Source organism: Microbulbifer sp. CNSA002, from assembly GCF_047324085.1.
Classification (GTDB): domain Bacteria; phylum Pseudomonadota; class Gammaproteobacteria; order Pseudomonadales; family Cellvibrionaceae; genus Microbulbifer.
Genome location: NZ_CP172449.1, coordinates 4,330,593 through 4,356,726, shown reverse-complemented (window position 1 = coordinate 4,356,726; position 26,134 = coordinate 4,330,593). Strand labels below are relative to the sequence as shown.

General features: G+C 51.3%; 20 protein-coding genes and 1 tRNA gene. 19 read left to right on the top strand and 2 right to left on the bottom strand.

What is annotated here, in order from left to right:
- Positions 1-7: 7 nt before the first annotated feature.
- Positions 8-595: an ANTAR domain-containing response regulator gene (locus ACG1BZ_RS19345; RefSeq protein ID WP_413663235.1), complete on the bottom strand. Its 588-nt coding sequence runs from the start codon at positions 593-595 to the stop codon at positions 8-10.
- Between the two features lie 773 nt (positions 596-1,368).
- On the opposite strand from ACG1BZ_RS19345, the gene ACG1BZ_RS19340 reads away from it, so the two are divergent.
- The 4 genes from ACG1BZ_RS19340 to ACG1BZ_RS19325 all read left to right on the top strand — a co-directional run bounded on the left by ACG1BZ_RS19340 (position 1,369) and on the right by ACG1BZ_RS19325 (position 6,520).
- The gene (locus tag ACG1BZ_RS19340; protein ID WP_413663234.1) at positions 1,369-2,916 is read left to right on the top strand and encodes a Re/Si-specific NAD(P)(+) transhydrogenase subunit alpha; all 1,548 of its coding nucleotides are present in this window, start codon (positions 1,369-1,371) and stop codon (positions 2,914-2,916) included.
- A 15-nt stretch (positions 2,917-2,931) separates the two neighbouring features.
- A complete protein-coding gene (pntB, locus tag ACG1BZ_RS19335) occupies positions 2,932-4,323 on the top strand; it encodes a Re/Si-specific NAD(P)(+) transhydrogenase subunit beta (protein ID WP_413663233.1) in 1,392 nt (463 codons plus the stop codon).
- 213 nt (positions 4,324-4,536) lie between these two features.
- On the top strand, positions 4,537-6,144 hold the full coding sequence (locus ACG1BZ_RS19330) for a S41 family peptidase (RefSeq protein WP_413663232.1): 1,608 nt from the start codon (positions 4,537-4,539) through the stop codon (positions 6,142-6,144).
- A gap of 1 nt (position 6,145) precedes the next feature.
- Positions 6,146-6,520 carry a hypothetical protein gene (locus ACG1BZ_RS19325; protein WP_413663231.1) on the top strand — a complete coding sequence of 125 codons (375 nt, stop codon included), beginning with the start codon at positions 6,146-6,148 and terminating at the stop codon, positions 6,518-6,520.
- Between the two features lie 34 nt (positions 6,521-6,554).
- Here ACG1BZ_RS19325 and yhbY read toward each other — a convergent pair whose 3' ends face one another.
- Positions 6,555-6,857, bottom strand: a complete 303-nt coding sequence (gene yhbY, locus ACG1BZ_RS19320) for a ribosome assembly RNA-binding protein YhbY (protein ID WP_413663230.1) — start codon at positions 6,855-6,857, stop codon at positions 6,555-6,557.
- Between the two features lie 143 nt (positions 6,858-7,000).
- Here yhbY and rlmE point away from each other — a divergent pair, with 143 nt between their 5' ends.
- The 15 genes from rlmE to ACG1BZ_RS19245 all read left to right on the top strand — a co-directional run bounded on the left by rlmE (position 7,001) and on the right by ACG1BZ_RS19245 (position 26,127).
- Entirely contained in the window at positions 7,001-7,621 is a 621-nt protein-coding gene (gene rlmE / locus ACG1BZ_RS19315) for a 23S rRNA (uridine(2552)-2'-O)-methyltransferase RlmE (protein ID WP_108734402.1), read from the top strand.
- Between the two features lie 187 nt (positions 7,622-7,808).
- Positions 7,809-9,728: an ATP-dependent zinc metalloprotease FtsH gene (ftsH, locus tag ACG1BZ_RS19310; protein ID WP_413665890.1), complete on the top strand. Its 1,920-nt coding sequence runs from the start codon at positions 7,809-7,811 to the stop codon at positions 9,726-9,728.
- 91 nt (positions 9,729-9,819) lie between these two features.
- Positions 9,820-10,665, top strand: a complete 846-nt coding sequence (gene folP, locus ACG1BZ_RS19305; protein ID WP_413663229.1) for a dihydropteroate synthase — start codon at positions 9,820-9,822, stop codon at positions 10,663-10,665.
- Positions 10,666-10,759: 94 nt separating this feature from the next.
- A complete protein-coding gene (glmM, locus tag ACG1BZ_RS19300) occupies positions 10,760-12,112 on the top strand; it encodes a phosphoglucosamine mutase (protein ID WP_282931361.1) in 1,353 nt (450 codons plus the stop codon).
- A 119-nt stretch (positions 12,113-12,231) separates the two neighbouring features.
- On the top strand, positions 12,232-12,966 hold the full coding sequence (tpiA, locus tag ACG1BZ_RS19295) for a triose-phosphate isomerase (RefSeq protein ID WP_413663228.1): 735 nt from the start codon (positions 12,232-12,234) through the stop codon (positions 12,964-12,966).
- A gap of 70 nt (positions 12,967-13,036) precedes the next feature.
- Positions 13,037-13,471, top strand: coding sequence for a preprotein translocase subunit SecG (gene secG / locus ACG1BZ_RS19290; protein WP_413663227.1), 435 nt, complete (start codon positions 13,037-13,039; stop codon positions 13,469-13,471).
- A 9-nt stretch (positions 13,472-13,480) separates the two neighbouring features.
- Positions 13,481-13,566: transfer RNA gene (locus tag ACG1BZ_RS19285), tRNA-Leu, on the top strand.
- Between the two features lie 630 nt (positions 13,567-14,196).
- Positions 14,197-14,802 (top strand): DUF1819 family protein, encoded by a 606-nt coding sequence (locus tag ACG1BZ_RS19280; protein ID WP_413663226.1) that lies wholly within the window; start codon positions 14,197-14,199, stop codon positions 14,800-14,802.
- A gap of 34 nt (positions 14,803-14,836) precedes the next feature.
- Positions 14,837-15,418, top strand: a complete 582-nt coding sequence (locus ACG1BZ_RS19275; protein ID WP_413663225.1) for a DUF1788 domain-containing protein — start codon at positions 14,837-14,839, stop codon at positions 15,416-15,418.
- A gap of 23 nt (positions 15,419-15,441) precedes the next feature.
- Complete coding sequence (gene brxC / locus ACG1BZ_RS19270; RefSeq protein ID WP_413663224.1) at positions 15,442-19,143, top strand: BREX system P-loop protein BrxC; 3,702 nt, start codon at positions 15,442-15,444, stop codon at positions 19,141-19,143.
- Positions 19,144-19,262: 119 nt separating this feature from the next.
- A complete protein-coding gene (locus ACG1BZ_RS19265; protein ID WP_413663223.1) occupies positions 19,263-19,907 on the top strand; it encodes a hypothetical protein in 645 nt (214 codons plus the stop codon).
- A 23-nt stretch (positions 19,908-19,930) separates the two neighbouring features.
- Positions 19,931-20,620, top strand: coding sequence for a hypothetical protein (locus ACG1BZ_RS19260; protein ID WP_413663222.1), 690 nt, complete (start codon positions 19,931-19,933; stop codon positions 20,618-20,620).
- Between the two features lie 53 nt (positions 20,621-20,673).
- Complete coding sequence (gene pglX / locus ACG1BZ_RS19255) at positions 20,674-24,261, top strand: BREX-1 system adenine-specific DNA-methyltransferase PglX (protein WP_413663221.1); 3,588 nt, start codon at positions 20,674-20,676, stop codon at positions 24,259-24,261.
- Positions 24,258-25,388: an AAA family ATPase gene (locus ACG1BZ_RS19250; protein ID WP_413663220.1), complete on the top strand. Its 1,131-nt coding sequence runs from the start codon at positions 24,258-24,260 to the stop codon at positions 25,386-25,388. The genes pglX and ACG1BZ_RS19250 overlap by 4 nt, the downstream gene beginning before the upstream one ends.
- Position 25,389: 1 nt before the next feature.
- Positions 25,390-26,127 (top strand): hypothetical protein, encoded by a 738-nt coding sequence (locus tag ACG1BZ_RS19245; RefSeq protein WP_413663219.1) that lies wholly within the window; start codon positions 25,390-25,392, stop codon positions 26,125-26,127.
- The last annotated feature ends 7 nt before the right edge of the window (positions 26,128-26,134 follow it).

The following is a 26,134-nucleotide window of genomic DNA, read 5'->3' as shown; positions in this document are numbered from 1 at the left end:
CGGTACTCTAATGCTCTTTCTGAAAATATTGGATTACTTGCTCGGCAACTGTATGGATGGTCGAGTTGCTGTTCATCGCGAGATTGCGCAAGGTCTTATGGGCATCCTCTTCACTGAGGTTCTTCTTGGCCATTAATAGCCCTTTGGCCCGCTCGATCGCTTTTCGCTCTGTGAGTTGCTGCTGGGTGCGCTCGAGAGACTGACGCAATTGCTGGAAATGTTTAAATTGTGCCATAGCGATTTCTATCGCTGGTGCCACGCGCTCTGGGGTCATCCCCTCGGCCATATAGGCGCTTACCCCGGAGTCGACCGCGCGGCTAATGAAGTCTGCGTTGCCGCTACTTGAAAACATGGCCACCGGAGTCGGCGCCTCACGATTAACTATGGCCAGGCTTTCCAGGATATCCCTGTCCGGGGATTCGATATCTATCAACACAATATCCGGACGGTATTTTTCCACCTGGAAAAGAAGTCCCTCAGCACTGTTGATCTGGGCAAGAATACTGTAGCCAGCAGCACGTAATCGCTCACAAACCAAGTGAGCTCGCTCGGGATTGTCATCAACCAGCATGATTCCAGGGCTTGGATTAGTCACAATTTACTGCGGCACTCATCTAATATTTTTTATTGGGCTTTACCAACTTTTAATCAATAGTTGTGCCAAATACGCAGAGGTGGGGGAGTGGATGTATGTCTCTAATTCCATGAGATAAATCTGATGTTACTGCTTTTTCCTGGTGCGACATTCTGCGGATATTGTTTTTTTTGCACAAGTAGGGGGCTAGTACATATTTTTCAGGCAGAAAAGTGTGACTTGGTACTATGGAGGCAAAATCATCTGCACATTTGCGGTTTGTGTGGATAGACTGTCATATGGCGCGGTATTTTTTGTTATAAGCGTAATGTGGCATCCGTATTCGTCGATAATATTTAACTAACATGATGTATTTGGTGATCTATTTTTGGTTATTAAAAATAGTCAGTTACCCCTAAATTTTTGTAGTTTCTGTTTATTTGCAGGTGCTTGCTCTACCGTGGGGATTCTTTTGGATTGAAAATTCATAGTGAATTGATCGGTAAGGCCATTCAAAAAGGAAAATCCCTTATATTTTGGATAAACAAATAGCAATTTAACTTCAGGGAAAAGGTTTCGAGCGAGACTAATTTTTGCTTATTTCTCTCAGGTCTATATAGCCAATTCAGGATATATAGTCTTATTAATTTCACCAATTACGGCTATCAGGTTATCCCCCTTTTCATCCCCTTTGACGACGTTTACACTCGATCTGTTTATAAATTGGGCAATCCAATACTTTTTGAGGTAGATGTAGCTGTAAGTTCATAAAATCAACTAAGAGGGGCACGGCGGTGATTATAGCCATACCTAGAGAGACCGCAGAGGGAGAAGCACGTGTTGCAGCGACTCCCGATAGCGTAAGACGATTACGCGATTTGGGTTTTTCCGTAGCGGTGGAGAAGGGGGCTGGTAACAGGGCCAGTTTTACTGATGAAGCTTATGCTGAAGCCGGTGCAGAAATCCGTGAGGATATGCAACAGTGCCTGGCTGATGCGGGCATAGTATTAAAAGTACAAGCACCAACTGATCAAGAGTTGGCCCTGATTCCCAAAGGGGCTACGCTGATCGCCTTTCTGAAGCCGGCACAAAATGCCGAGTTCCTACAGAAGCTTGCCGAGCGCGATATCAATGCGCTAGCGGTCGAGTCGATTCCAAGAATTTCCCGCGCGCAAAAAATGGATGCGCTCAGCTCCATGGCAAATATTGCCGGCTATCGTGCGGTTGTGGAGGCTGCCCACAATTTCGGTCGCTTCTTTACCGGGCAGATCACGGCAGCAGGAAAAATTCCCCCGGCAAAAGTACTTGTTATTGGTGCTGGTGTAGCGGGGCTCTCTGCAATAGGTACGGCAAAAAGCATGGGAGCTATAGTGCGGGCCTTCGATACCCGCGCTGAAGTACGTGAGCAAGTGGAGTCCATGGGGGCTGAATTCCTCACCGTAGAAATTGAGGAGGAAGGCTCGGGCTCCGGTGGTTACGCCAAGGTGATGTCGAAGGAATTTATTGATGCTGAAATGGCACTGTTCCGCGAGCAGGCCAAAGAAGTGGATATTGTGATCACCACTGCCCTAATTCCGGGGAAACCCGCTCCAAAATTGTGGCTTGCAGATATGGTCGACAGTATGCCTAAGGGTTCTGTCGTCGTGGATTTAGCGGCAGAAATGGGCGGTAACTGTGACTATACAGTGCCCCATGAAAAAGTGGAGCAGAACGGCGTCACTATTCTTGGTTATACCAACCTGCCCAGTCGAGCAGCGGCACAATCCTCGCGCCTGTATTCAACCAATCTCGCTCACCTGCTTGGGGAGCTGACTCCAGAGAAAGATGGTGAGATTAATCTCAATTTTGATGATGAAGTGATTCGTGGAGCCACGGTGGTTAAATCCGGTGAGATTACCTGGCCTCCACCCGCACCAAAAATTTCTGCCCAGCCCAAGCCATCGGCGAAAGCTACTGAAGAAGTGAAAATTGTTGAGGAGAAAGCTGAGAAACGAAAATCTCCCGTATCTATTTTTGCATTTTGGGCGGTCGCTGCCATCTTATTGTTGTGGTTGGGGCGCGTGGCACCTCCTGATTTCGTCTCGCACTTTACCGTATTTGTCCTGGCAATATTTGTTGGCTGGCAAGTGATTTGGAATGTTACCCATGCGCTACACACTCCGTTAATGAGTGTTACTAATGCAATTTCCGGCATTGTGGTTGTTGGTGCATTAGTACAGCTTGGGATTGCCAATTCGGGTTTGGTGAGCCTGCTTGCTTTCATCGGCGTGTTGGTGGCCAGTATTAATATATTCGGTGGTTTCTTTGTGACCTACCGTATGTTGAAAATGTTTCGCCGGTAACGGGAGGAGAGAGTGATGAACGGTATGATTGCAATGGCTTATCTCTTCTCGGCAGTGATGTTTATCTTGAGTCTGGGAGGTTTATCCAGTCACGAAACTGCGCGCAGGGGAAATATTTACGGCATGGTGGGAATGGCAGTTGCCATTATCGCCACTATTGCTGGAGTGGCCGCCGGGGCTTACTGGATGGTCGCCATCGCCATGATCGTCGGCGCGGTGATTGGTTTGGCACTGGCCAAGCGTGTAGCTATGACTCAAATGCCACAAATGGTTGCTTTGCTACACAGCTTCGTCGGCTTAGCTGCGGTATTAATTGGTTGGGGCGGTTTCCTCGATCCGGTTGTGGAGTTACACGGAGCTGCTCATGTTGTCCACAGCACTGAGATATACCTGGGTGTATTTATTGGGGCAATTACCCTGACCGGTTCTTTGGTTGCTTTTTGTAAGTTGCAGGGATTGGTTTCCGGGAAACCATTAATGCTACCGGCCCGGCACTGGCTTAATTTGATTGCCATTTTGGCCTGTATTGTTCTGGGTGTGTTGTTTGTACCGGCAGATGTGCATGCGGGTACGGTTATTAACTTGCTGTTAATGACCTCAATTGCATTGCTGTTAGGTATTCACCTTGTGGCGGCTATTGGCGGCGCTGATATGCCGGTGGTTATATCCATGCTGAACAGCTACTCCGGTTGGGCCGCTGCCGCTACCGGATTTATGCTGGGCAATGACCTGTTAATTGTAGTGGGCGCCTTGGTGGGTTCTTCCGGTGCCATCCTGAGTTACATCATGTGCCGGGGAATGAATCGCTCTTTTATCAGCGTTATTCTCGGTGGATTTGGCTCTGATGGTGGTGAAGTTTCCGATGAGGAAGTCGATGGCGAAGTAATTGCCATTGATCAGCAGGAGCTTGCGGATGAACTGGATGCGGCGGACAGTATCATTATTGTTCCCGGATTCGGAATGGCGGTAGCCCATGCCCAGCAGGCGGTTAGTGACTTGACCGATCGCTTGAGAAAGGCAGGTAAAACAGTGCGCTTTGGTATTCACCCGGTAGCGGGGCGTCTCCCCGGACATATGAATGTTCTCTTGGCCGAGGCCAATGTGCCCTACGATATCGTTCTGGAAATGGATGAGATTAATCCAGATTTTCCCGCTACAGATTTGGTTTTGGTGATCGGTGCTAACGACACGGTAAACCCGGATGCAGTGGAAAAACCGGGCTCGCCTATCGCCGGTATGCCGGTGTTGGAAGTTTGGAAGGCCGGTAAGGTTGTTATCCTCAAACGCTCTATGGCTTCAGGGTATGCGGGAGTTGCTAACCCGCTGTTTTACAAAGAAAACTCACGCATGCTGTTCGGTGATGCAAAAGATAGTTTGCAGGGGGTTTTGGGTAAAGTCGGCAATTAGTTGCTGACTCGGGTTATTAATAGTAATTAACCTATTTTGTACTGAAAGGCCTAGTGGGGTACAAATTGTGATGTGCCTCTTCAGGCCTTTCTGTATTTTGGTTTAGCAATTTCTTTTGATGAAAAACTTGGTTATCGAACCCTTTTTCAAATAGTGGTAGGCTCCACCGCTTTACATATCTTTACTAATAAAAAGGTTAATAGGAGTTTGGGGATGGAAATCCGTCTACGTAAGCTAGCTTTAGCAGGGGTTGTTACTCTGGGAGCTTTAGGCTTGGCAGCCTGTGGGGGAGGCGGAGGTAGCTCTGACTCTGATAGTGGAGATGGTTCTGAGACGCCAACTGCCGTTGGCGGCACTTGGGAAAAGGATAACTTCCTGCCTGTCTCAACTTATGCGAGCCGGTGTGTTGCTCCCCGCAGTGGCACAGACCCAGCAACGGGTTCAGCTTATGCTGATGTAGCGGGCACCCGCGAGGACGAGAATAACTGGCTGCGCTCAATGAGTAATGAGCTCTACCTATGGTACGACGAGATTGAAGACCAGGATCCAGCGAGCTTCGATGATTCTTTAGCTTATTTCGAAGAGCTAAGAACTTTCGCTCTAACTCCCTCCGGTCGAGAAAAGGACCGCTTCCATTATACGGTTCCGTCAGATGAGTGGTATTCACAAACTGAATCTGGTGTGTACGTTGGTTATGGTGTCCAGTGGGCCCTACTTTCCGATAAGCCGCCACGTAAAGCGGTAGTCGCTTATCTGGATGAGGAAAACGGTGGTAATCTGCCGGATATTATCACCCGCGGTGCAGAAGTTATCAGTGTGGACGGCGTTGACCTGGCTTATGGTGATGATGTCGATACCTTAAATTACGGTATGTGGCCGGAAAACGATGGTGAGTCCCATGTATTTGAAATAAGACCTTTGGGTTCTTCAGCGATTGAGACTGTCACTTTGGTTGCATCACCAGTGCAATCAGATCCTGTTCAATATGTTAAAACGGTGGACACAAATTCGGGCCGCAAAGTCGGATATATGTTGTTCAATGATCATATTGCGACAGCCGAAGCGGAATTGATTGATGCTGTCAGCGAGCTTGAGTCTGTGTCTGTTGACGATTTAGTACTAGACCTTCGTTATAACGGTGGTGGTTATCTCGATATCGCTGCAGAGTTAGCTTATATGATCGCAGGTGATAATACTGCGGGACAGGTATTTGAAATTGCCCAGTTTAACGACCAGCATCCGGAAACTAATCCAATTACCGGAGCGCCATTGGATGGGACTCCATTCTACTCGACCGGTTTGGGCTTTGTTGATGAGTCTTTATACGGGGAAGAATTGCCGACTTTAAATCTGTCGCGGCTGTTTGTCTTAACCAGTGAAAATACCTGCTCAGCCAGTGAGGCCATTATCAATGGCTTGCGCGGAATTGATGTAGAAGTTATTCAGATCGGTGAGACTACTTGCGGTAAGCCTTACGGTTTTTATCCCCTGGATAACTGTGGCACCACTTATTTCACTATTCAGTTCTCCGGTGTGAATGCAAAAGGCTTTGGCGATTACTCCGATGGCTTTGTACCCAATGGTAATTATGGAACTGATGCTGATTTGCCCGGGTGTGTGATTGGTGATGACTTTGACAATCTCCTGGGTGATGCTGATGAAGCGCGATTTGCCACTGCGTTGAATTACATTGAGACTGGCGAATGTGGAGATATTGCGGTTAGCGCATTCTCCATTTCCGGTGAAAGCGAGGGTGCCCCCGCTTTCAATGCACGAGTGACCAAGGAAGTCTCTCGCAGTAACCGCATAATGGTGAAATAAAATGAAAAAGGCAGCTTTGGCTAAACTTTGTGGTTTTGCATTGATGTGTCTTGGCTGCTCCTCCCAGCAAAATATTGAAACTGCACAACCGGCACTGTTACTGGAAACGAGCCCGGAGATTCAGGACAAGCTGCAGGTGGCAGTTTCGCAAGCGCTGGGTGGGGTTAATGTGACCCTGGGCCCGAGGGTGTTTGTGGACGATACTATTTTGGTGATTGAGAATGATCCCAAAAAGATGGCTCTGATTGGCCGGGATATGGGGCGGCCGATCAAGTTTCAATTAGTCGGCAATGGTGAGAAATGCTGGTTGAGGCGATTGTCCAATGGAGAATCCTGGGAGTTGCCTGTGATGTGTAAGCCAGTTTCCACTGGTTGAGAAAAGAAAGGGGAGCATTAGCTCCCCTTTTTGTTTAACGCAGCAGGTTGGACTTGCGAATATCCGGTTTTTGCGCTGCACGGAAAATCAGGGCAATCTTGCCGATTTCCTGTATCAGCTCGGATGAGGATTTTTCGCAAAGCTCACCAACGATTTGGTGGCGTACTTCCCGGTCGGCGATCATCAGTTTGACCTTGATCAGCTCGTGGTCTTCGAGTGCACGGTTCAGTTCTTCCATCACCCCCTCGCTCAGCCCGTTGCCGGCTACGGTCACGACAGGTTTCAGGTTGTGACCTAGAGAGCGAAGAGCTTTTTTGCGGTCGGCGGTTAAAGGCATACAATACTCCATTACCACTTTGTGGAATTCGATGTGGGAGCGGCCACAGATCGCGATCGTCGCCAGCGTTTGTTCGGCGGACCCGATCGCGGCCAGTGGCCGCTCTTATAATTAAGCTGTAGTGATTGTAGGCATTGTACCCGATGGGCCGATCTAAGAGCAGCCACCGTTGGCTGCGTGAACATTTTAATGACCATTACGTCAAACAGTCCCAAAAAGAGGGCTATCGCTCCCGTGCCAGCTACAAGCTGCAGGAGCTACAAAATAAGGACCGCTTATTCAAGCCGGGAATGACTGTTGTCGACCTGGGTGCGGCTCCAGGGGGCTGGTCCCAGGTAGCGATGGAGTTGGTAGGGCACAAAGGCAAGGTTTTGGCGTCAGATATATTGCCGATGGACCCGCTGGCCGGTGTGGACTTTGTCCAGGGGGACTTTACAGAGGAGTCGGTGCTCAGTGAACTGTTACAGCGCATGGGCGATGAACTGGCAGACCTTGTGATTTCCGATATGGCCCCCAATATGAGTGGGATACGCGATGTTGATCAGCCCGCCTCCATGTATTTGGTGGAACTGGCGGTCGATATGGCCCGGCAGGTACTTAAGCCCGGTGGTGCATTTGTTGCAAAGGTATTCCAGGGAGAGGGTTTCGACGAGTTGATCCGCGACTTGCGTGGGAGCTACAACAGTGTCGTAACTCGCAAACCTGGTGCTTCCCGCCCCCGTTCACGTGAAGTATACGTGGTGGCGCGAGGATTTAAGGGCTGAGAGCGACTGAGAACATCGGCGTATTTCTAGTCTGACTCCCCATATGGTATAAGCGATACCTGTATCGGGGGCGAAGGCTGTTGACCCCCCGCACCTATACTGGTTTTATCCGGTATTGATGTGGCCGGCATTGCCGGAATGAACGGATTTTGATTGCGAAAGCGAGAGGGCTATCCCTTTGAATGATATGGCAAAGAACCTGGTACTGTGGTTGATCATCGCAGCGGTACTGCTGATGGTTTTTCAAAACTTTAAACCGCAGTCACGGGATGAGGCTCTCAGTTACTCCGACTTTGTTCAGGATGTGCAGTCGGGCCAAGTTAAGAACGTGATCGTAGACGGTCTGGTAATCACCGGCGAAAAAGCCGATGGCAGCCGCTTCAAGACTATCCAGCCACAGATTATCGACGATGAACTCACCAATGAGCTGGTTCGCAGCAATGTGCAATTCGTTGGTCGCGAGCCTGAGTCACCGAGTATCTGGCAGCAGCTTCTGGTAGCCAGCTTCCCGATCCTGATTATTATCGCTGTGTTTATGTTCTTTATGCGCCAAATGCAGGGCGGAGCCGGCGGTCGCTCAGGCCCTATGGCGTTCGGTAAGAGCAAGGCGCGCCTGCTGGGCGAAGACCAGATCAAGACAACTTTTTCCGATGTTGCCGGTGTAGACGAAGCTAAGGAAGAGGTGCAGGAACTGGTTGAGTTCCTGCGCGATCCCACCAAGTTCCAGCGCCTGGGTGGCAATATCCCCCGTGGCGTATTGATGTGTGGCCCTCCCGGTACCGGTAAGACCCTGCTTGCCAAAGCAATTGCCGGCGAAGCAAAAGTACCTTTCTTCTCCATCTCCGGTTCTGACTTTGTTGAGATGTTTGTTGGTGTGGGCGCTTCCCGGGTGCGGGATATGTTTGACCAGGCCAAGAAGCAGGCTCCGTGCATCATCTTTATCGACGAGATCGACGCTGTTGGCCGTCACCGTGGAGCCGGTGTTGGCGGTGGTCACGATGAGCGCGAGCAGACTCTGAACCAGTTGCTGGTTGAGATGGATGGTTTCGAAGGTAATGAGGGTGTGATCGTTATTGCAGCGACCAACCGCCCGGATGTACTCGACCACGCCCTGTTGCGCCCAGGTCGTTTTGACCGCCAGGTATTTGTCGGGCTGCCAGATATTCGCGGCCGCGAACAAATCCTCAAGGTTCATATGCGCAAGGTGCCTATGGACGATAAGGTGAACCCGCAGACGATTGCCCGTGGTACCCCTGGTTTCTCCGGTGCCGATCTGGCCAACTTGGTCAACGAGGCTGCCCTGTTTGCTGCGCGAGCCAATAGACGCACCGTGACCATGGAGGAGTTTGAGCGCGCCCGTGACAAGATCATGATGGGTGCCGAGCGCAAGTCCATGGTGATGAATGAAAAGGAGAAGGTGAATACCGCCTACCACGAGGCCGGTCACGCCATTATTGGTCGACTGGTACCCGAGCATGATCCGGTACACAAAGTAACTATTATTCCCCGTGGCCGCGCTCTGGGCGTCACTCAGTTTCTGCCGGAGGAAGACAAGTACAGCCTGTCCAAGCGTGCGATTGAATCGCAGCTGTGCTCCTTGTTTGGTGGCCGTATTGCTGAAGAAATGACACTGGGTATCGACGGTGTTACTACGGGCGCTTCCAATGACATCGAGCGGGCCACTGATTTGGCTCGCAGCATGGTGACCAAGTGGGGCTTGTCTGAAAAGCTTGGCCCATTGCATTACGGCGAAGATGAAAGTGGTCAGCCCGGCCAGGGTAATCCTGTTTCCGGCAAGACCACTTATGAAATCGAAGCCGAAGTACGCCGTATTATTGACGGCTGTTACGAGCGCGCGCAGAAACTGCTGGAAGATAACCGCGATATTCTTGAAGCGATGAAAGATGCGCTGATGGAATACGAAACCCTGGATGCGGAGCAGGTGGACGACCTGATGGCTCGTCGCAAAGTACGCGCACCAAGGGACTGGGAAGACAATAACTTCGGCTCTGGTGGAAACAGCCCGACCCAGGATACTGAAACCACAGAGGCCTCAACTGAGGCGGATAAGAGTAATACCGTCGGCGGCCCATTAAACGGCCACTGATTCTCCGAAGCGACTAACTGGACAAAACCAAATGCCGGGTTGGGGATAGGGCGAAAGCCTGTTCCGATCCGGCATTTTTTTATTTCAGCCAATGAAAATTATTTGTGGTAACCACACCTTAGATCTCTCCCAACCGGTGGTTATGGGGGTTCTGAATACAACGCCGGACTCCTTTTCCGACGGTGGCAATTACTATGCCTCCGGCAGCCTGGACTTGACCCTGGCTCTGCAAAGAGCAGAACAGATGCTCTCTGAGGGAGCGAAAATCCTGGATATTGGCGGAGAATCGACACGCCCTGGCGCATCGCCGGTCACCGAGCAGCAGGAGCTGGATCGGGTAGTGCCGGTGGTGGAGGCAATCAAAGCGAACTTTGACGCGATTATCTCTGTCGATACCAGTACCCCGGCAGTGATGCGCGAGTCAGCTGCGGTAGGGGCGGGACTGATCAATGATGTTCGCGCCCTGGAGCGCCCGGGTGCACTGGAAGCAGCCGTCGAGAGTGGCTTGGCGATCTGCCTGATGCATATGCAGGGTCAGCCCGGCACCATGCAGGATGATCCGTCTTACACTGATGTTGTAGAGGATGTCGCCAGGTATCTGCAGAAACGGGTCGATCTCTGTATCGATCTGGGGGTGACACGGGACCGGCTTATTCTCGACCCGGGTTTTGGCTTTGGCAAAACCGATGAGCACAATTTGGCGTTGTTGCGTAATTTGTCGCAGCTGGCGCCGGCGGATATGCCCATACTGGCGGGCTTATCGCGCAAGTCGATGATCGGCCGCCTGCTCGATCGAGATGTAGATGGCCGACTCCCCGGTAGCCTGGCCCTGGCCATGTTGGCTGCGCAAAGGGGTGCAAGAATTTTACGTGTCCACGATGTTGCGGAAACCGTGGATGTGTTGCGCATGCAGCAATTGGTTTGCAGCGAAATTTGATGAGTGATGTCTTACAGAGACCTTAAGTCGCAGGGTCCTGTTGTGGTTTTCCGACAGAACAGAAAAGCGGCGAAGTACACAATTGAGAAGCGTTATGGAAAGAAAGTATTTTGGCACTGATGGTATTCGTGGTCGCGTTGGCGAGGGAGCAATTACTCCCGATTTTATGCTGCGCCTGGGATATGCAGCGGGCAAGGTACTGGGAAGAATTTCCAAAGCTAAACACCACCGGCGCCCCCGCATCCTTATCGGTAAGGACACTCGGGTCTCCGGCTACATGTTTGAGGCAGCGCTGCAGGCGGGCCTGATTAATGCTGGCGTGGATGTCGCCCTGTTGGGGCCAATGCCGACTCCGGCGATAGCCTACCTGACCCGGACTTTCCATGCCGGTGCAGGCATTGTTATCAGCGCCTCCCATAATCCTTACCACGACAATGGCATTAAGTTTTTCAGCGCTGAAGGCTCCAAGTTACCGGATGAGGTTGAATTGGAGATTGAAGCCGCTCTCGAGCTGCCGATGGAAACTTCCGACGATCTCGGTCGCGCCTATCGTGTTGATGATGCAGCCGCGCGTTATATTGAGTTTTGTAAGGCTTCTACGCCCTGGGGTTTCTCCCTTGAGGGGTTGAAAATTGTCCTCGACTGCGCCAATGGTGCCACTTATCACGTAGCGCCAATGGTGTTTCGTGAGCAGGGAGCAGAAGTCAGCGTAATTGGAGCGGGCCCTGATGGACTCAATATCAATCTAGATTGCGGCTCCACTAAACCTCAGCAGTTGCAACGGGCCGTGGTTAAGCGCGGTGCGGACCTGGGTATAGCCTTTGATGGTGACGGGGACAGGGTGTTGTTCGTCGATGCCAATGGGGAATTGGTCGATGGCGATCAGCTGTTGTATATCATCGCTATGCACCAGCATAAATTCCTGGGCGGTTGTAGTGGTGTTGTCGGCACCTTGATGAGCAATTACGGTTTTGAGCTTGCATTGCGCGAAAACAAAATCCCGTTTGAGAGAGCCAAAGTGGGCGACCGCCATGTGCTTGAAAAAATGTCAGCTAATCAGTGGAAGCTGGGAGGTGAGTCGTCAGGCCATATTATCTGTGCCGATGCATCTACCACCGGCGACGGTATCATTGCCGCACTGCAGGTACTGCGTGGCCTGTGTGAATTTGATGAGCCCTTGCATCAGCTTAAATCCCGTATGACAATGTTCCCCCAGCACATGATTAATGTGCAACTGGCTCATCGCGATGGTGTTCTCGATCACACAGACGTTAAGGCCATTGTTGTCGATGCAGAACGTCAGCTCGCAGACAGCGGACGTGTGCTGCTAAGGCCATCGGGCACAGAGCCTCTGATCCGGGTAATGGTTGAAGGCCGCGACAGCGCCCTGGTGGAACAGCTGGCCAAAGATATTTCCTCTGTAGTGGAGCGAATTGGAAATAACTGATCTGCTGCGATTTAACCCGTAGTAAATCGGTCCTCTTGGGGCGTAGAAGAAACTCGTATAATTTTGGTTGTATGTTGGCGTCAATGTCGCTAAGATTTGCGCCCCTTGAAGGAGCACACATGCGAACACCGCTAGTAGCAGCAAACTGGAAAATGAACGGCAGCCGCGAGTTTGCCGAACGTTTTTTCACCGAACTCAACCTCGAAGGTGTGAAGTCCGGTGTTGTTGTTTGCCCATCTTTTCCATACCTCGGCTTGGTGGCTGATGCGGCGGAAAATAGCGGAGGTTTCAGCTTGGGTGCCCAGGACCTTAGCCAGGAGCCCAAAGGGGCGTTTACTGGTGAGGTTTCCGCTAGCATGTTACTGGATTGGAATACCCGTTACGTTATTGTCGGGCATTCTGAGCGCCGTAGTCTCTACGGAGAAACCAGTGAGTTAGTGGCGAAAAAATTTGTTGCGGCCCAAGAGGCGGGATTGACTCCAATACTTTGCGTCGGGGAAACCCTTGAAGAACGCGAGCGGGAGCGCACTCTCGAAGTGGTTGCAGAACAACTTCAAGCGGTTGCCGATATCATTGATTCGGCTGGCTGGAAGCAGTCCGTGATTGCCTATGAGCCGGTATGGGCCATTGGCACTGGAAAAACTGCTACCCCTGATGAAGCCCAAGCTGTACATGCGTTTATTCGCTCACAGTTGGGAGATTTGGGTGCTGAAGTACAGATTTTATATGGCGGTAGTGTAAAATCCGCAAATGCCAGGGAGCTTTTTGCCCAGGCAGATATTGATGGCGCCCTGGTGGGTGGAGCCTCGCTGGATGCCGGCGAGTTTGCTGAGATTTGTCGCGCTGCTGTCTGAATTGACAGCACGCGGGTTGGCGAATACTGAATAACGGGTTGTTTAGACCCCGGTAGAGAGTTTCCAGAAAATGGAAAAATTGGTATTAGTTGTACACGTTTTGACCGCATTGGGCATTATTGGCCTGATTTTGTTGCAGCAAGGTAAAGGTGCCGAAGCCGGTGCATCCTTTGGTGCGGGCGCGTCCCAGACAGTTTTTGGCAGTCAAGGTAGCGGAAATTTCTTTTCCCGCTTGACAGCAATTTTTGCGACGGTATTCTTCGTCACCAGTTTCGGCCTGGCCATCCTGGCTAAGCAAGGTGCAGGCACCAATGTTGATGCGGACCTTCCGCAAATTCCAGCAGCGGTACAGCAAATTGGCCCAGCCGAAGAACTGCCGGCTATCGACAGCGATATCCCGCAGCTCGAAACAGATTTGGAAACTGGCGATATCCCGCAGATTCCTGCAGACAGCACCGGTTCAGAAGAGCCAGCTGCTAACCAGGAAAGTGAGGAACAGCAGTAAAAGATTTTTGCCCAGGTGGTGGAATTGGTAGACACGCTATCTTGAGGGGGTAGTGAGCTATGCTCGTGCGGGTTCAAGTCCCGCCCTGGGCACCACATCAAGATCCGAAGAAGTTCGGAATCATCCAAAAAGCCCGGTAAATCCGGGCTTTTTGCTATCTGGAGGGTACACAGCCCTCCACTCTCGTTCGTTGTCATCCGGTGCTATCCGATTCAATTTGGAAGCTGCTACCCCCTAAATAGCTCTTATAAATACTCAAAAGGTTAAGTTAAAAGGCAAGGATCAGAGGCCTATAGTTGGGTAGGGGCTCCCCGGAATCGCTGGGGCGCGCTTGTTGCTGTGAGTAGGGTATGGGTGACAGCAGCATGTATCACTTCTGTCTGGTTCTGACTAGCAACCAAAAGCGCTTACCCAAAACATATCGTAGCGGCAACCATATAATGGGAAGAATTGGTTTTTGTTGGCTTTAAATTGTGCTGGTGTAGTTGAAATAATCCTGACTCCTCACATGGTTTCAAACCTCCCACAGGTCCTCATGGTGAAACCCTAAAATCATTAGAAATACTGGCTGGATGGCGTGAACTTGGTCATGCTCTCGGATAAACTCGTAAGAAATTCCTGTCTACATGTCTGCTCTGGCGTGTGGGAGGCAACGGGCAAATTCTGCTGACTAAGTACTTTTGCCCGGTACACTGGCCGGTTGTATCTAAAGCCTGATATTCGATATGTATAACTTTCATTACGATAGTGATCTCACTGCTGGTTCTCTGCAAGTGCGCGAGTGCCGGGTGGTCGCAGAATTACTACTGCAGGGCGTCGATGCGGAAAGGTGGCAGCTCGAGATCCAGGTGAATAACCGACTACAGAAGCGCAGTCCGGCAACGGCCAAGCGCCAATCCCGCGCATTGCGCCAGCGGTTGGAGCGTCTTGATCGACCATTCTGGCGAGTGTTGCGAGACGGTGACGAGCAGCTGGCCACCCAGGTCGCATTTGTTGCAGCCCTAGCGCGGAATCTGTTATTAGTGGAGTTTGTTGAAGCTGTCGTTAGCGATGCATTCGCCGTTAAAGCTGAGAAGTTAGAACCCTATTTGTGGGGCAGCTTTCTTGAGGAAAGGGTAGAGCGCGATAGTAAGATCGGGAACTGGACCGAGTCATCCAAAAAGAAAATGGGGCAGGTGGTACTTCGAATGTTGGCAGAGGTGGGGTTTGTGAAAAGTACCCGCAATCCTCAGTTGCAGCATATTTTGGTGCGGCCTGAGGTAAACGGACTCCTGGATGGCAGTCGCTGCCAGCGTATTAAAAAGTGTCTCAATATTTCCAGTGCTCTCTGACATAGATCAAAAATAATGAAGTAAAGGTCGCGATATGATTCAGCCGCTAGAAGAACGGCTAAACCAGATTCCAGACAAAATCCTCTCTCATGAGTTTCTCCAGGGGAAAGGTCTCGGAAATGAAATTGGATTTTGGATTTTTGATTACGCGCCGGAAGAGGAACTGAAAGTCCGAGAGTACCTTGGTTTTCTTACCAGTTTTCTAGAAAGGAAACACCCTCATTTAAAGGTAGCCACTATTAACCTGCTGCAGATTATGCGGGACTACCTATCCAAGCGTCGCTTTCTCGACAAAGCCTATCAGATGCAGTTAGCAAAAGGTGATCAGGCGCTGTTAAAAGCCCTGGCGGGCCCTATGCACATGGATAATTTTGGCCCCTTTCTAATGGATCAGATTGTGGGGGGCGAGCAGGATATGATTCTGATTCATGGTGTCGGCTCAGTCTGGCCTGTTTTGCGGGCGCACAATTTGCTCAACAAGCTCCACGCCCTGCTCGGACACAAACCAGTAGTGTTGTTCTATCCGGGTGAATATAGTGGCCAGAGCCTTACCCTTTTTAACCAGATTTCCAGCAATAACTACTACCGAGCATTCCCGCTCGTTCCTCGCACATAATCGGTGGTACAAGGATTCTTGTGATGATCATTAAAGACCTGTTTTCCAAATCCCTGGATAGATCCATCAATGGCGTGGTTAAGGCTGATCAAGCCGACGATGCCACGATTTGGCAGGAGCTGGATGAGTACGTCGTCACCAATGAGCTGGAACGTCACTTCCGCGCTTTTTTTGAAAGCTATAGCACAGACCTGCACGACCCATCTATCGCAAACCGAGTGGGAGTATGGATCTCCGGCTTTTTCGGCTCTGGTAAATCGCATTTCTTGAAAACCTTGTCTTACCTGCTGGCCAATATTGAAGCTCAGGGTGCCAGCGGCAATAGGCGTCAGGCGGTGGAATTTTTTGATGAGCAAAAGCTGCGCGATGCCATGATCCGCGCAGACTTGGATAAGGCCGTTACCCACCCTGCAGATGTCATCCTGTTCAATATCGACAGCAAGGCCAGTTCCAATGACGCCGGCAATCCGATTCTGAATGTATTTCTGCGCGTATTTAATGAGCATCAGGGGTTCAGCGGCGACCACCCGCATATCGCGCATATGGAACGCCACCTGGCGCAGAAGGGCGCCTACCAACGCTTTAAAGATGCATTTGCAGATAGCACAGGCTCGACTTGGGAAAGAGAGCGCGATGGCTACCAGTTTTATCAAGACGATATAGAAAAGGCTATTGCAACTGCCTTGAACCTCTCCCCCGAGGCCGCCAATAAGTGGTTTGAAGCATCGGAAGAGACATTCTCTGTTTCTGTGGAAAACTTCTGCCGCTGGGTCAAAGAGTACCTGGACGGAAAGGGGCCAGAACAGCGCATAGTCTTTATGGTGGATGAGGTAGGCCAGTTTATCGGTTCCAATACTAGGCTGATGCTCACCTTGCAGACCATTACCGAGAACCTGGGCACCATCTGTGGTGGTCGAGCCTGGATCATTGTGACCTCCCAGGCGGATATGGAGGCGGTAATCGGTGAACTCACCGCCAGTAAGGCAAACGACTTCTCCAAGATTGCAGGCCGTTTCAAAACCCGCCTATCCCTGTCCAGCTCAAATACGGATGAGGTGATTCAAAAGCGACTGTTGCGTAAGACTCCCAAAGCGGAAAGTGAACTGCGTAGTGCTTGGGAAAAGAGCGGCGATATTTTACGCAACCAAATCACCTTCGATCGCACTGGCCCCACTCTGCGCAATTTCGATGGTGCCGAAAGTTTCGTCGTTAACTATCCGTTCGCCCCCTATCATTTCCAGCTGGTCCAAAAGGTCTTTGAAGAAATTCGCAAGGTGGGCGCTACGGGTGCGCACCTCGCCTACGGCGAGCGCTCTATGCTCGACGCATTTCAAATGGCCGCACAGAGTATCTCTGACCAGGGGGTTGGTGCACTGATACCTATGCATAGTTTTTATCGCGCTGTAGAGGGCTTTCTCGATACCGCCGTAAAACGAACTATTGATCAAGCCAATCAGAACGCCTCCCTGGATGTGTTTGATGTGCAGATACTGCGCACTTTGTTCATGATCCGCTATGTAGAGTTGGTTAAAGGCACTTTGGATAACCTGGTTACGCTATCCATTGAAAAGATCGATGAAGACAAGCTTGCACTGCGCAAACGCATTGAAGAAACGCTTCAACGGCTGGAAAAAGAAAGCCTAATTACTCGTAACGGTGATGAGTTCCTGTTCCTCACCAATGAAGAGCGAGATATTACCCGTAAGATCAAAGCGGTTGAAATTGCGAGTAGCGATGAAAATAAAGCGCTCTCCGAGCTGATTTTCAAGGACCTGTTTAAAGACAAAAATAAATACCGCTATCCATTAAATAAAACCGATTACAGTATTGGCCGCTACTTGGACGGCCACACCCTGGATGGCCGCTACGAAGCTGATCTGCGACTTGAAATCGTCTCTCCGCAGGACCTCGATTATGCTCAATACAACGAGGCAGGCTGCATCAACAAATCTACCGAAGGCAGTGGCTTGGCCCTGTGGAAACTAGCCGATGACAAGCAATTCTTTACCGAACTGCGCACCTGGCTGAAAACCGATAAATTCATTCGCCTGAATGACGATGGCAGCAATGCCGATATTACTCGTATCCTTGCCGATCGGGGCCGCGAAAACCAGGACCGTCGCAAGCGCTTGCGCATAGCATTAGAAGATCTACTTTTGCGCGCAGAGAGCTATGCCCTGGGCCAGCGTCTCAAACTGCCCACTAATAGCCTTGCTAGCCGTTATGATGAAGCCTGCAAGTACTTGCTGGAAAACACTTATAACAAGCTTTCTCAGCTTAAAGTCCTGCAAAAGGAGCCTTTGCGGGAATTAAAGGCGGTATTGACCATCGATGACCTGGGTCAAATGAAACTCGCCCTGGATGGTGAAGAGGGCAATCCCCAGGCGGTCAAGGAAGTGGAGCAGTTTATTGCTCTGCGCGCCGAGAGAGACCGGCTGCTTGTCAGCGATATAATCGGGCGTTTTTCCTCTCGGCCCTACGGTTGGCCCGATGGTGAAATTCTTCTTATTCTTGGGCGTCTTGCTGTTGCAGGGCGTATCTCCTTCCATGCCGGAGGTCCATCGCTGCCGGTTAAGGAGATCTTCGAAGATCTTAACAACAGCCGTCGCCGCCGTGAGATATCGGTACAGAAAAAGCGGCAGACCGATAATACCGTGCTTAAAAAGGCGCGCGACTTAACCCGGGATTTGTTCAACGCCCTCGGCCCAGACGCAGAAAAAGAGCTGTTTGATTTTTACCGCACGCACTTCAATGCGTGGCTCGCTCATCTGAAGAGCTACAAAAGCAAGACCGATGTCGGTCATTTTCCAGGTGCCGCGCAGATAGAAGATTGCCTGCTTACCCTCGAGCGATTGCTGGCCAACCGGGAGAGCTTTGACTTTTTCAAAGCACTGGTAGACAAGAAAAATGATTACTTGGACTTGGAGGAAGACTACCGGGATATCCATGACTTCTTTACCAAGCAGTTACACACCTGGCAGCAGCTCCAAAATGCCCTGCAGCACTTCGGTAAAAACCGTGTAGAGCTGGAAAAGAATACTGCTGCGGCCAAAGCACTGGCCGAACTGGAGCATATTAATAAGGCCAAATCTCCCTACGGCCAACTGAACAAAGTTGCCGAGTTGGTAGAAACCTTGGATCAGGTCAATAAAGCGCTGTTGCAACAGCGCCGTGAACACGCCTGTGAACGTGTTGAGTTTAAAGTCCAGCAGCTTCTGGCTGAAATCGCGAAAAGCGGTATTGGAACCCCGGAACTCAGTAACTCGTTGCTGCATCCCTTGCAACAGGTCAAAAAGGATATAGAGGCCGAGACCGGTATTGCCCAGATCTATATGTTGCAACAGAAAACCGCTGAAGAGCGTTTGGAGGACAGTCTTTACGAGCTAGAGCGACAGCTAGCGGCTAAAGCGCGCCTCGAACAAGACGCGATTGCCAAGGAAGCTGTCAAGGAAGGTGCTAAGGAAGCGGCTAAGAAAAGTGCTCCGGCCACCGGCGGCAAGGCAAAAGAGCCGGCTCCCCCGTCCGGTGGTGTTCAGCCTGTTCCGGCATCTGCTGCAGCAGCCGGGCTTAACCCCGCCGTCGTGATTAACACGAGTAGTGTGCTGAGCAAAGTCCACAGCGGTGCCTATCTGGAGTCCCAGGAGGATATCGATCGGTTCCTCACCGCCCTGAGAGAAGAGCTGGAAACCGCGATTGAGGGCAAAAAGCGCATTCGGTTGCGCTAACAAGCCAAATAATGACGCTCGGCACTGCAAATTTCCCCCCATAGCGCTTGCTTTCTTAAAAGTATAAGATCAACCTTGTCCTTTGTCCCGGGACTTGGGACGGGCGAGAATGGAGAGATATGAAAAGTCAAGATATTGGTTTGCTGCTCAAGCTGGTCTCTTTGCAGAAGCGGGAGGCGCAGCGAGGCTGTGACCGAGCGAGAAAGGCCTGGCCTGACGACTGGCAAGGCTGGGAGCCAGAAGATCCGCCGGCTGGTGGCGGTGTACTTGCACCGCTGGGTGCTCTGCCGGCTTTTGAATATTCGGCACGGGGCCTGGCGGCGGAGACCGGTATTAGCAAAAGCCAGGTCAGCCTGTCCCTGAATCGCTGTATCGAGGTTGGCCTGGCTATTAAAGATCGCAAGCTCGGCGTGCCCAGAGCTAATACCAAAGCACTGTACGAATTTATCCTGTACGGCCTTCGCTATGTCTTCCCGGCAAGGCCCGGGCGAATCACTCGCGGTATTGCCACGGCCTTTGCCGCTCCGGTTTTGCAGGAAAAGCTGATGAGCGCGGGCGAATTTCAGCCAGTTTGGGCGGATGCCTGCGGCAATACCAAAGGTATGGAAGTCGCCCCCTTATTTAAAAGCGCTCCCCAAGCAGTGAAGAGAGACCCGGAGATGTATGCCTTACTGGCGTTGGTCGATGCCATACGCATAGGCCAGCCCCGCGAGCGCAATCTAGCCGCCAAACTATTAAAGCAGCATCTGGAGCTTCCCGAATGACCGCGTTTAATCGGCATATCGACATGTTGAAATTGGTCGCGCGGGCGCTGGGTCCCGAGCTGCGCCGGCAAATGACGTTCGTGGGTGGCTGCACAACCGGGCTGCTGCTCACCGATGCTTACACGCAGGAACAAGTGCGCCATACCGATGACGTGGACCTTATCGTCCACGTGATGGGCTACGTGGGTTTTCATCACTTACAAGAGCAATTGCGGGGGCGGGGATTTAAGCAGTACAGCGCTGCCTCTGACGAAGACTTCCCGGTATGCGCAATGCGGCTGGGTGATCTGCGCGTCGATTTTATGCCCGACGATGAAGAAATCCTCGGCTTTGGCAATCGCTGGTACCGCGATGCCATGGAAACTGCCACGACTTACGCCCTTGGCGACGAGCTGGACATTAACCTTATCAATCCCGTTTATTTTATCGCCACCAAACTGGAGGCCTATAAAGGGCGGGGCAACAGTGACCCCATGTCCAGTCGAGATATTGAGGATATCCTCAATCTCATTGACGGCCGTGAGGAACTTCAGGCAGAGGTAGAGGCTGCAGAACCGGGTGTCAGGCACTACATCGCCACAGAGGTGGCCGAGCTGCTACAGCATAGCGATCTCCCCTATGCCATTCAGAGCCAGGCCGAGGGCGCCACCGAGCGTGAAAAACTCCTGTTCCAGCGCCTGGAACAGCTCGCCGTTCTCTCAGCAACCCACTGAATATAAATAGTAAAGCGCTCGCTGCGGTTGAGTGCCCAGGAATTGATATTGTAATGAATACCCATAATATCGCCCGCTACGCGCCCAAAGCCCGTATTGATTTTATCGATGCCGTCACCCGCCAGGCGGCCCGTTATGGCATCACCGCTGAGTGTATTGAGCCGATGGTGCAAAAGGGTGACCTTGTACTGATTGGCGAGCGCCCGTTTCCGAAAAGTATTGCCCGTGCCCGCAATGCCCTTCAGCAACAGGTGCAAGCGCAAGGCTTCCACGCCACCATGGATCAGGCTGCCTACAGTTGGTTTAACCGTCTCTGTGCTATCCGTTTTATGGAGCTCAAAGGCTATCTCGACCATGGCCGCCGCGTACTCTCACACCCTAGCGACCCGCAAGGTTTCCAGATTTTGGATGACTGTCTGGATATCGAATTGCCAGGGCTGGATAGGGAAACCCTAGTCGAGCTGAAACTGGATGGCAGCAACGATGAGGCGCTGTACCGCGAGCTGTTACTGGCCCAGTGTCACGCCCTGCACAGCGCCATGCCATTTTTGTTTGAGGCGCTCGACGATGCCACCGAACTGCTGCTGCCGCAAAACCTCACTAAAACCGACTCACTGATTCGCGACTTAATCGCCGGGATTCCGGAACAGGACTGGCAGGATATCGAGATTATCGGCTGGCTGTACCAGTTCTATATCTCCGATAAGAAAGATCAGGTGATCGGCAAGGTGGTTAAGTCAGAAGATATTCCGGCGGCCACCCAGCTATTCACACCCAATTGGATCGTGAAGTACATGGTGCAGAACTCCCTCGGGGCGCAGTGGCTGGCGACCTATCCCGAGTCACCCCTCAAGGCGCAGATGGCGTACTACATCGAACCCGCCGAGCAGACTGATGAAGTCAACGCGCAGCTCGCCGCCATAACACCGGATAGCCTCAACCCCGAAGCGCTGACCCTGATCGACCCGGCCAGTGGTTCCGGGCATATTCTGGTGGAGGCCTATGAGCTGTTTAAGGCCATCTATTTAGAGCGCGGATATCGGCAGCGGGATCTACCGCAACTGATTCTTGAGAAGAACCTGTTCGGTCTCGATATTGATGAGCGCGCCGCGCAGCTGACGGGCTTTGCACTGATGATGAAGGGCCGCGCCGATGACCGGCGGCTGTTTGAGCGCGGTATAAAGCTCAATGTGATGGCACTGCAAGACAGCGCAGGCTTTGATGTAGAGGGGCTGGCGCAAAGCCCCGAAGTGCAAGCGACGCTCGCGGACTATGGGCTGAAGGTTGGCGATCTTATCGAGCTAAAGCGCCTGTTCGAGCACGCGACAACCTTTGGGTCCTTGATTCAGGTACCGGAGGAGCTGGCGGCAAAGCTGCCGGCGCTAAAGCAGCTGGGCGAGACTACGACTCAGGATCTGTTTGTGGCGGAGGCGCTCAAGCGCTTGGGGCCGCAGGTAGCACAGGCCGAGTTGCTGGCGGCGCAGTACGATGCGGTGGTGGCCAATCCGCCGTATATGGGCAGCAAAGGGATGACCGGCGTATTGAAAAAATTTGTTAAAGATAATTTTGCTGACACTAAGAGTGATCTCTTCGCTTGTTTCATTGAGCGTGGTTTCGTGCTGGCAAAAGGTGCTGGTCACAATGCCATGGTTACGATGCAGAGTTGGATGTTTCTGTCATCTTTCGAGAAGATGAGAGAGCGGATGTTGCGGGAGAAGACCATCCGCACGATGGCACACCTCGGTGCGCGGGCCTTCGGGAGCATTTCGGGAGAGGTCGTTCAGACCACTGCGGCAGTGCTCAGGAATTGCAAGCTAGCGGGCTATAGGCCAGTGTTTTTCCGACTGGTAGAAGGCAACGAGTTTGAAAAACAAACGGCTCTGTGTTGCAACGAACAACGCTTCGATGCCGCAGCACAAAGTGAGTTTAGAAGTATCCCGGGAAGCCCGCTGGCTTACTGGGTGAGTGATCGCGTGCGGGAGCTAGCGAGGTCCCCTAAAGCCATGGGCGATGTCGCAAGGGCCCGAATGGGATTGGCCACCGGAAATAACGATAAGTACGTGCGGCTGTGGCACGAGGTCGATCGTCACGAGGTCGCATATAACATGGAGTCCCGGGTTAGGGCCAAGGAGTCTGGGCGACGTTGGTTCCCCTACGCGAAGGGCGGGCCCTTCCGCAAGTGGTTCGGGAACAACACTCACGTCGTAGATTGGCTAAACGATGGCCACGAAATGCAGACGCGAAAACATCCGACCGGGCGAATATGGGCTCACAACTTCAACCTGGATATGATCTTCCGCGATTCAATAACATGGTCGGACATCACTTCGGGTTCGTTATCCGTGCGCTGGAACGATACCGGGTTTCTTTTTGATGGAAGTGGAACCTGTGCTTTCTTCGATGATGAAGATGTGAAGGTTACTGTAATCGGCTTACTGAACTCGAAGTTCGTTCAGGATTTCGCAAAGATTCTTAATCCAACGTTCCACTTTCAAACCGGGGATTTTCGAGCCACTCCGTTCCTTGACTCTCATGCTGATGTGGCGTGGCGGACATGGATTCGTGCACTGGTGGCGACAGCCAGAACCGACTGGAATGCCTACGAGCGCTCCTGGGATTTCCAATCCCTCCCTCTTCTGAATGCCTCTTCCGAGCCCACGCCGACTCTGGAATCCAGCTACACCGCCTGGATCACCCAAAACCGCGCAACTATTGCCGAAATGCAGCGCTTAGAGGAGGAGAATAACCGCCTCTTTATCGACGCCTACGGCTTGGCCGACGAGCTCACTCCTGACGTCCCTATCGAGCAGATTACCCTCACGGTAAATCCCGCCTACCGCTATGGCGGCAAGCTGACAGTCGAGGAGCAGTGGACCCGCTTCCGCCAAGACACCCTGCAGGAGCTGGTCTCCTACGCCATCGGCTGCATCATGGGGCGCTATTCATTAGATCGGCCCGGCCTGATTTATGCCCATAGCGGTAACGAGGGCTTTGATTCCAGTCAGTACCCCAGCTTTCCCGCCGACGAAGACGGCATTATCCCGCTGACGGATATCGAGTGGTTTGCAGACGACGCCTGCAATCGCGTGATCGAATTTATCGGCAAAGCGTGGGATGCGGCACAGCTGGAGCAAAACCTGGCCTTTTTGGCCGACAACCTCTCGCCCAAAAAGAACGAGTCCAGCCGCGACACCCTGCGCCGCTATATCAGCGCTAAGTTTTTCAAAGATCACCTGCAAACCTATAAAAAGCGTCCCATTTATTGGTTGTTCAGCTCAGGCAAGCAAAAGGCCTTTGAATGCCTGGTCTATCTACATCGCTATAACGAAGGCACACTGGCGCGTATGCGCACCGAATATGTGATTCCTTTAAGCGCAAAAATGAGTACCTACGAGCAAAAACTGGAGCAGGACAAGGCGGCCAGCAGCTCAGCGGCGGAAACCAGGCGCCTGGAAAAAGAAATCGCCAAGCTGCACAAACAACAGGCGGAGCTAGCCCAGTTCGACGAAAAACTTCGCCACTTCGCGGATCAGCGCATTCCACTGGATTTGGATGATGGGGTAAAAGTGAACTACGGCAAGTTCGGCGATTTGTTGGCAGAGGTTAAAGCGATTACCGGAAAGAAACCGGAGGCGGCATGATCAAGTCTTTATGGATAGATAACTTTAAATCACTGGTCGACTTCACTTTGCCGTTGGCAAAGTTCAACTGCTTAGTCGGCCTGAATGGTTCTGGCAAGTCGACAGTATTGCAAGCGCTTGACTTTATTTCTCAATTGATGGAGGGCGACGTCGAAGAGTGGTTGAAAGCTCGACACTGGCAAAGTGCAGATCTTAATTCAAAGCTAACCAGGAAGAACAATATCGATTTCCGGATCATCATTGATGTGAACGGCGAAGAGGTAATTTGGGGTGGAAGTTTCAACCGTCGTTCATTGAGCTGCACGAAAGAAAGCGTTGTAATTAAAGACTCTAGGCAATTGCAGGTAGAAGATGGCGAATACATTATCGATGGTTCTCGCCACGAGATTGTTTTTGAGTTCCAGGGCTCGATTCTTTCTGTGCTTAAGGAAAGTCAGCTAAATGAAACTTTGCGAAAGCTTAAGCAGACGGTACTGGATATTCGCTCCTTGGATCTTATTAGTCCAGAATTGCTTCGCAGTCAGAGTCGTGCGGCCAAAGGAAAATTAGGCTTGGGAGGTGAAAAATTATCTGCACTGATTCATGAGTCAGGTGCTGAAGGAAAAGCTGCGCTCAGAAAAGAGCTGAAAACAATTTATCCACAATTAGACGAGATTAAAACCAAATCTTTGCCGTCTGGCTGGAAGCAGCTCCAGGTAATAGAGCATTTTAGCAAGGGGAAATTGACTTCCACTGCCAGGCACGTCAATGACGGTATGCTTCGGCTGATGGCAATTCTGACACAGTTGGAAATTGGAAATGCTTTTTTACTGTTTGATGAAATTGAAAATGGTATTAATCCGGAGCTTGTAGAGTATCTGATGGATCACCTCGTGGACTCTGATGACCAGGTATTGGTCACTACACACAGCCCGGTCATCTTGAATTTCCTTGACGATAAAATTGCAAAGAAGGGCGTGATCTATTTGTACAAGAATAAACAGGGAGGAACTAAAGCCAAGCGCCTGTTCGAAATACCTTCCTTAGCCAAAAAGCTAGAATTTATGGGGCCAGGGGAAGCGTTTATCGATACTGACTTAACGCAGCTTCACAATGAGATTGTAGCAATAGATACACACGGAGGTTGATGTGTACTTATTGTTAAGTGGAGAGGGACCTGGCGATATTGGGGTGTGCAACCCGTCTGATGACAATTGTGACCGTTCGGAATTTTCAGAAGGTCCAATGGCGATTATGGTGGATCAGCTAGTAGAGCATTATCTGGGCTATGAAATGTCACACCTGGGTACAGAGCGCGTAAGCTATGTGTCCGAAAGATACTTGGCAAAAAACAAGCAGCCACCGCAGAAGAAGAAAATGTCTTTGCGGGGAAAAAAGAAAGCGGTAGAAACAAAGTACTACTATGAGAATGCCAGAGCTCTCGCGGCTGTAGCGCGAGTAAAGCGAGAAAAAGAGAAGGATAATGTAGTAGCTGTTCTTTTTCGTGATTCGGATGGTACCGCTTCCGCTGGCCGTGGTGAATGGAGGGATAAAAGAAAATCAATCCTGGCAGGTTTTGCTGCGGAAGGCTATGAGCTGGGTGTGGCAATGATCCCCAAACCGAAATCTGAAGCATGGCTCCTATGTGCCGTAAAAGATAACCCCTACCAGCACTGTGAGCATCTTGAAAATGAATCTGGTAATGACTGCGCGCAAAATCCGCTAAAAACGCAGCTTGATAATGCCCTTGATAATAATTCCAGTACTCACGCAGTAAATGAGCGAGTGCGTAATAAAGAAATCAATGCAGAGCTAATAGATATGCCATCGCTCAATGTATTCAAAGAAGATCTTAGGCAGGCGGTGCTCAGGGCTTGCAATACATGAGTGCGGC

Coding starts and splice junctions, on each gene's coding strand:
- folP (WP_413663229.1), top strand. CDS start 9,820: ATGAAAATTATTTGTGGTAACCACACCTTAGATCTCTCCCAACCGGTG.
- brxC (WP_413663224.1), top strand. CDS start 15,442: ATGATCATTAAAGACCTGTTTTCCAAATCCCTGGATAGATCCATCAAT.
- ftsH (WP_413665890.1), top strand. CDS start 7,809: ATGGCAAAGAACCTGGTACTGTGGTTGATCATCGCAGCGGTACTGCTG.
- secG (WP_413663227.1), top strand. CDS start 13,037: ATGGAAAAATTGGTATTAGTTGTACACGTTTTGACCGCATTGGGCATT.
- ACG1BZ_RS19330 (WP_413663232.1), top strand. CDS start 4,537: ATGGAAATCCGTCTACGTAAGCTAGCTTTAGCAGGGGTTGTTACTCTG.
- ACG1BZ_RS19260 (WP_413663222.1), top strand. CDS start 19,931: ATGTTGAAATTGGTCGCGCGGGCGCTGGGTCCCGAGCTGCGCCGGCAA.
- ACG1BZ_RS19325 (WP_413663231.1), top strand. CDS start 6,146: ATGAAAAAGGCAGCTTTGGCTAAACTTTGTGGTTTTGCATTGATGTGT.
- ACG1BZ_RS19280 (WP_413663226.1), top strand. CDS start 14,197: ATGTATAACTTTCATTACGATAGTGATCTCACTGCTGGTTCTCTGCAA.
- pglX (WP_413663221.1), top strand. CDS start 20,674: ATGAATACCCATAATATCGCCCGCTACGCGCCCAAAGCCCGTATTGAT.
- ACG1BZ_RS19275 (WP_413663225.1), top strand. CDS start 14,837: ATGATTCAGCCGCTAGAAGAACGGCTAAACCAGATTCCAGACAAAATC.
- rlmE (WP_108734402.1), top strand. CDS start 7,001: ATGGGCCGATCTAAGAGCAGCCACCGTTGGCTGCGTGAACATTTTAAT.
- ACG1BZ_RS19265 (WP_413663223.1), top strand. CDS start 19,263: ATGAAAAGTCAAGATATTGGTTTGCTGCTCAAGCTGGTCTCTTTGCAG.
- yhbY (WP_413663230.1), bottom strand. CDS start 6,857: ATGCCTTTAACCGCCGACCGCAAAAAAGCTCTTCGCTCTCTAGGTCAC.
- pntB (WP_413663233.1), top strand. CDS start 2,932: ATGAACGGTATGATTGCAATGGCTTATCTCTTCTCGGCAGTGATGTTT.
- glmM (WP_282931361.1), top strand. CDS start 10,760: ATGGAAAGAAAGTATTTTGGCACTGATGGTATTCGTGGTCGCGTTGGC.
- tpiA (WP_413663228.1), top strand. CDS start 12,232: ATGCGAACACCGCTAGTAGCAGCAAACTGGAAAATGAACGGCAGCCGC.
- ACG1BZ_RS19250 (WP_413663220.1), top strand. CDS start 24,258: ATGATCAAGTCTTTATGGATAGATAACTTTAAATCACTGGTCGACTTC.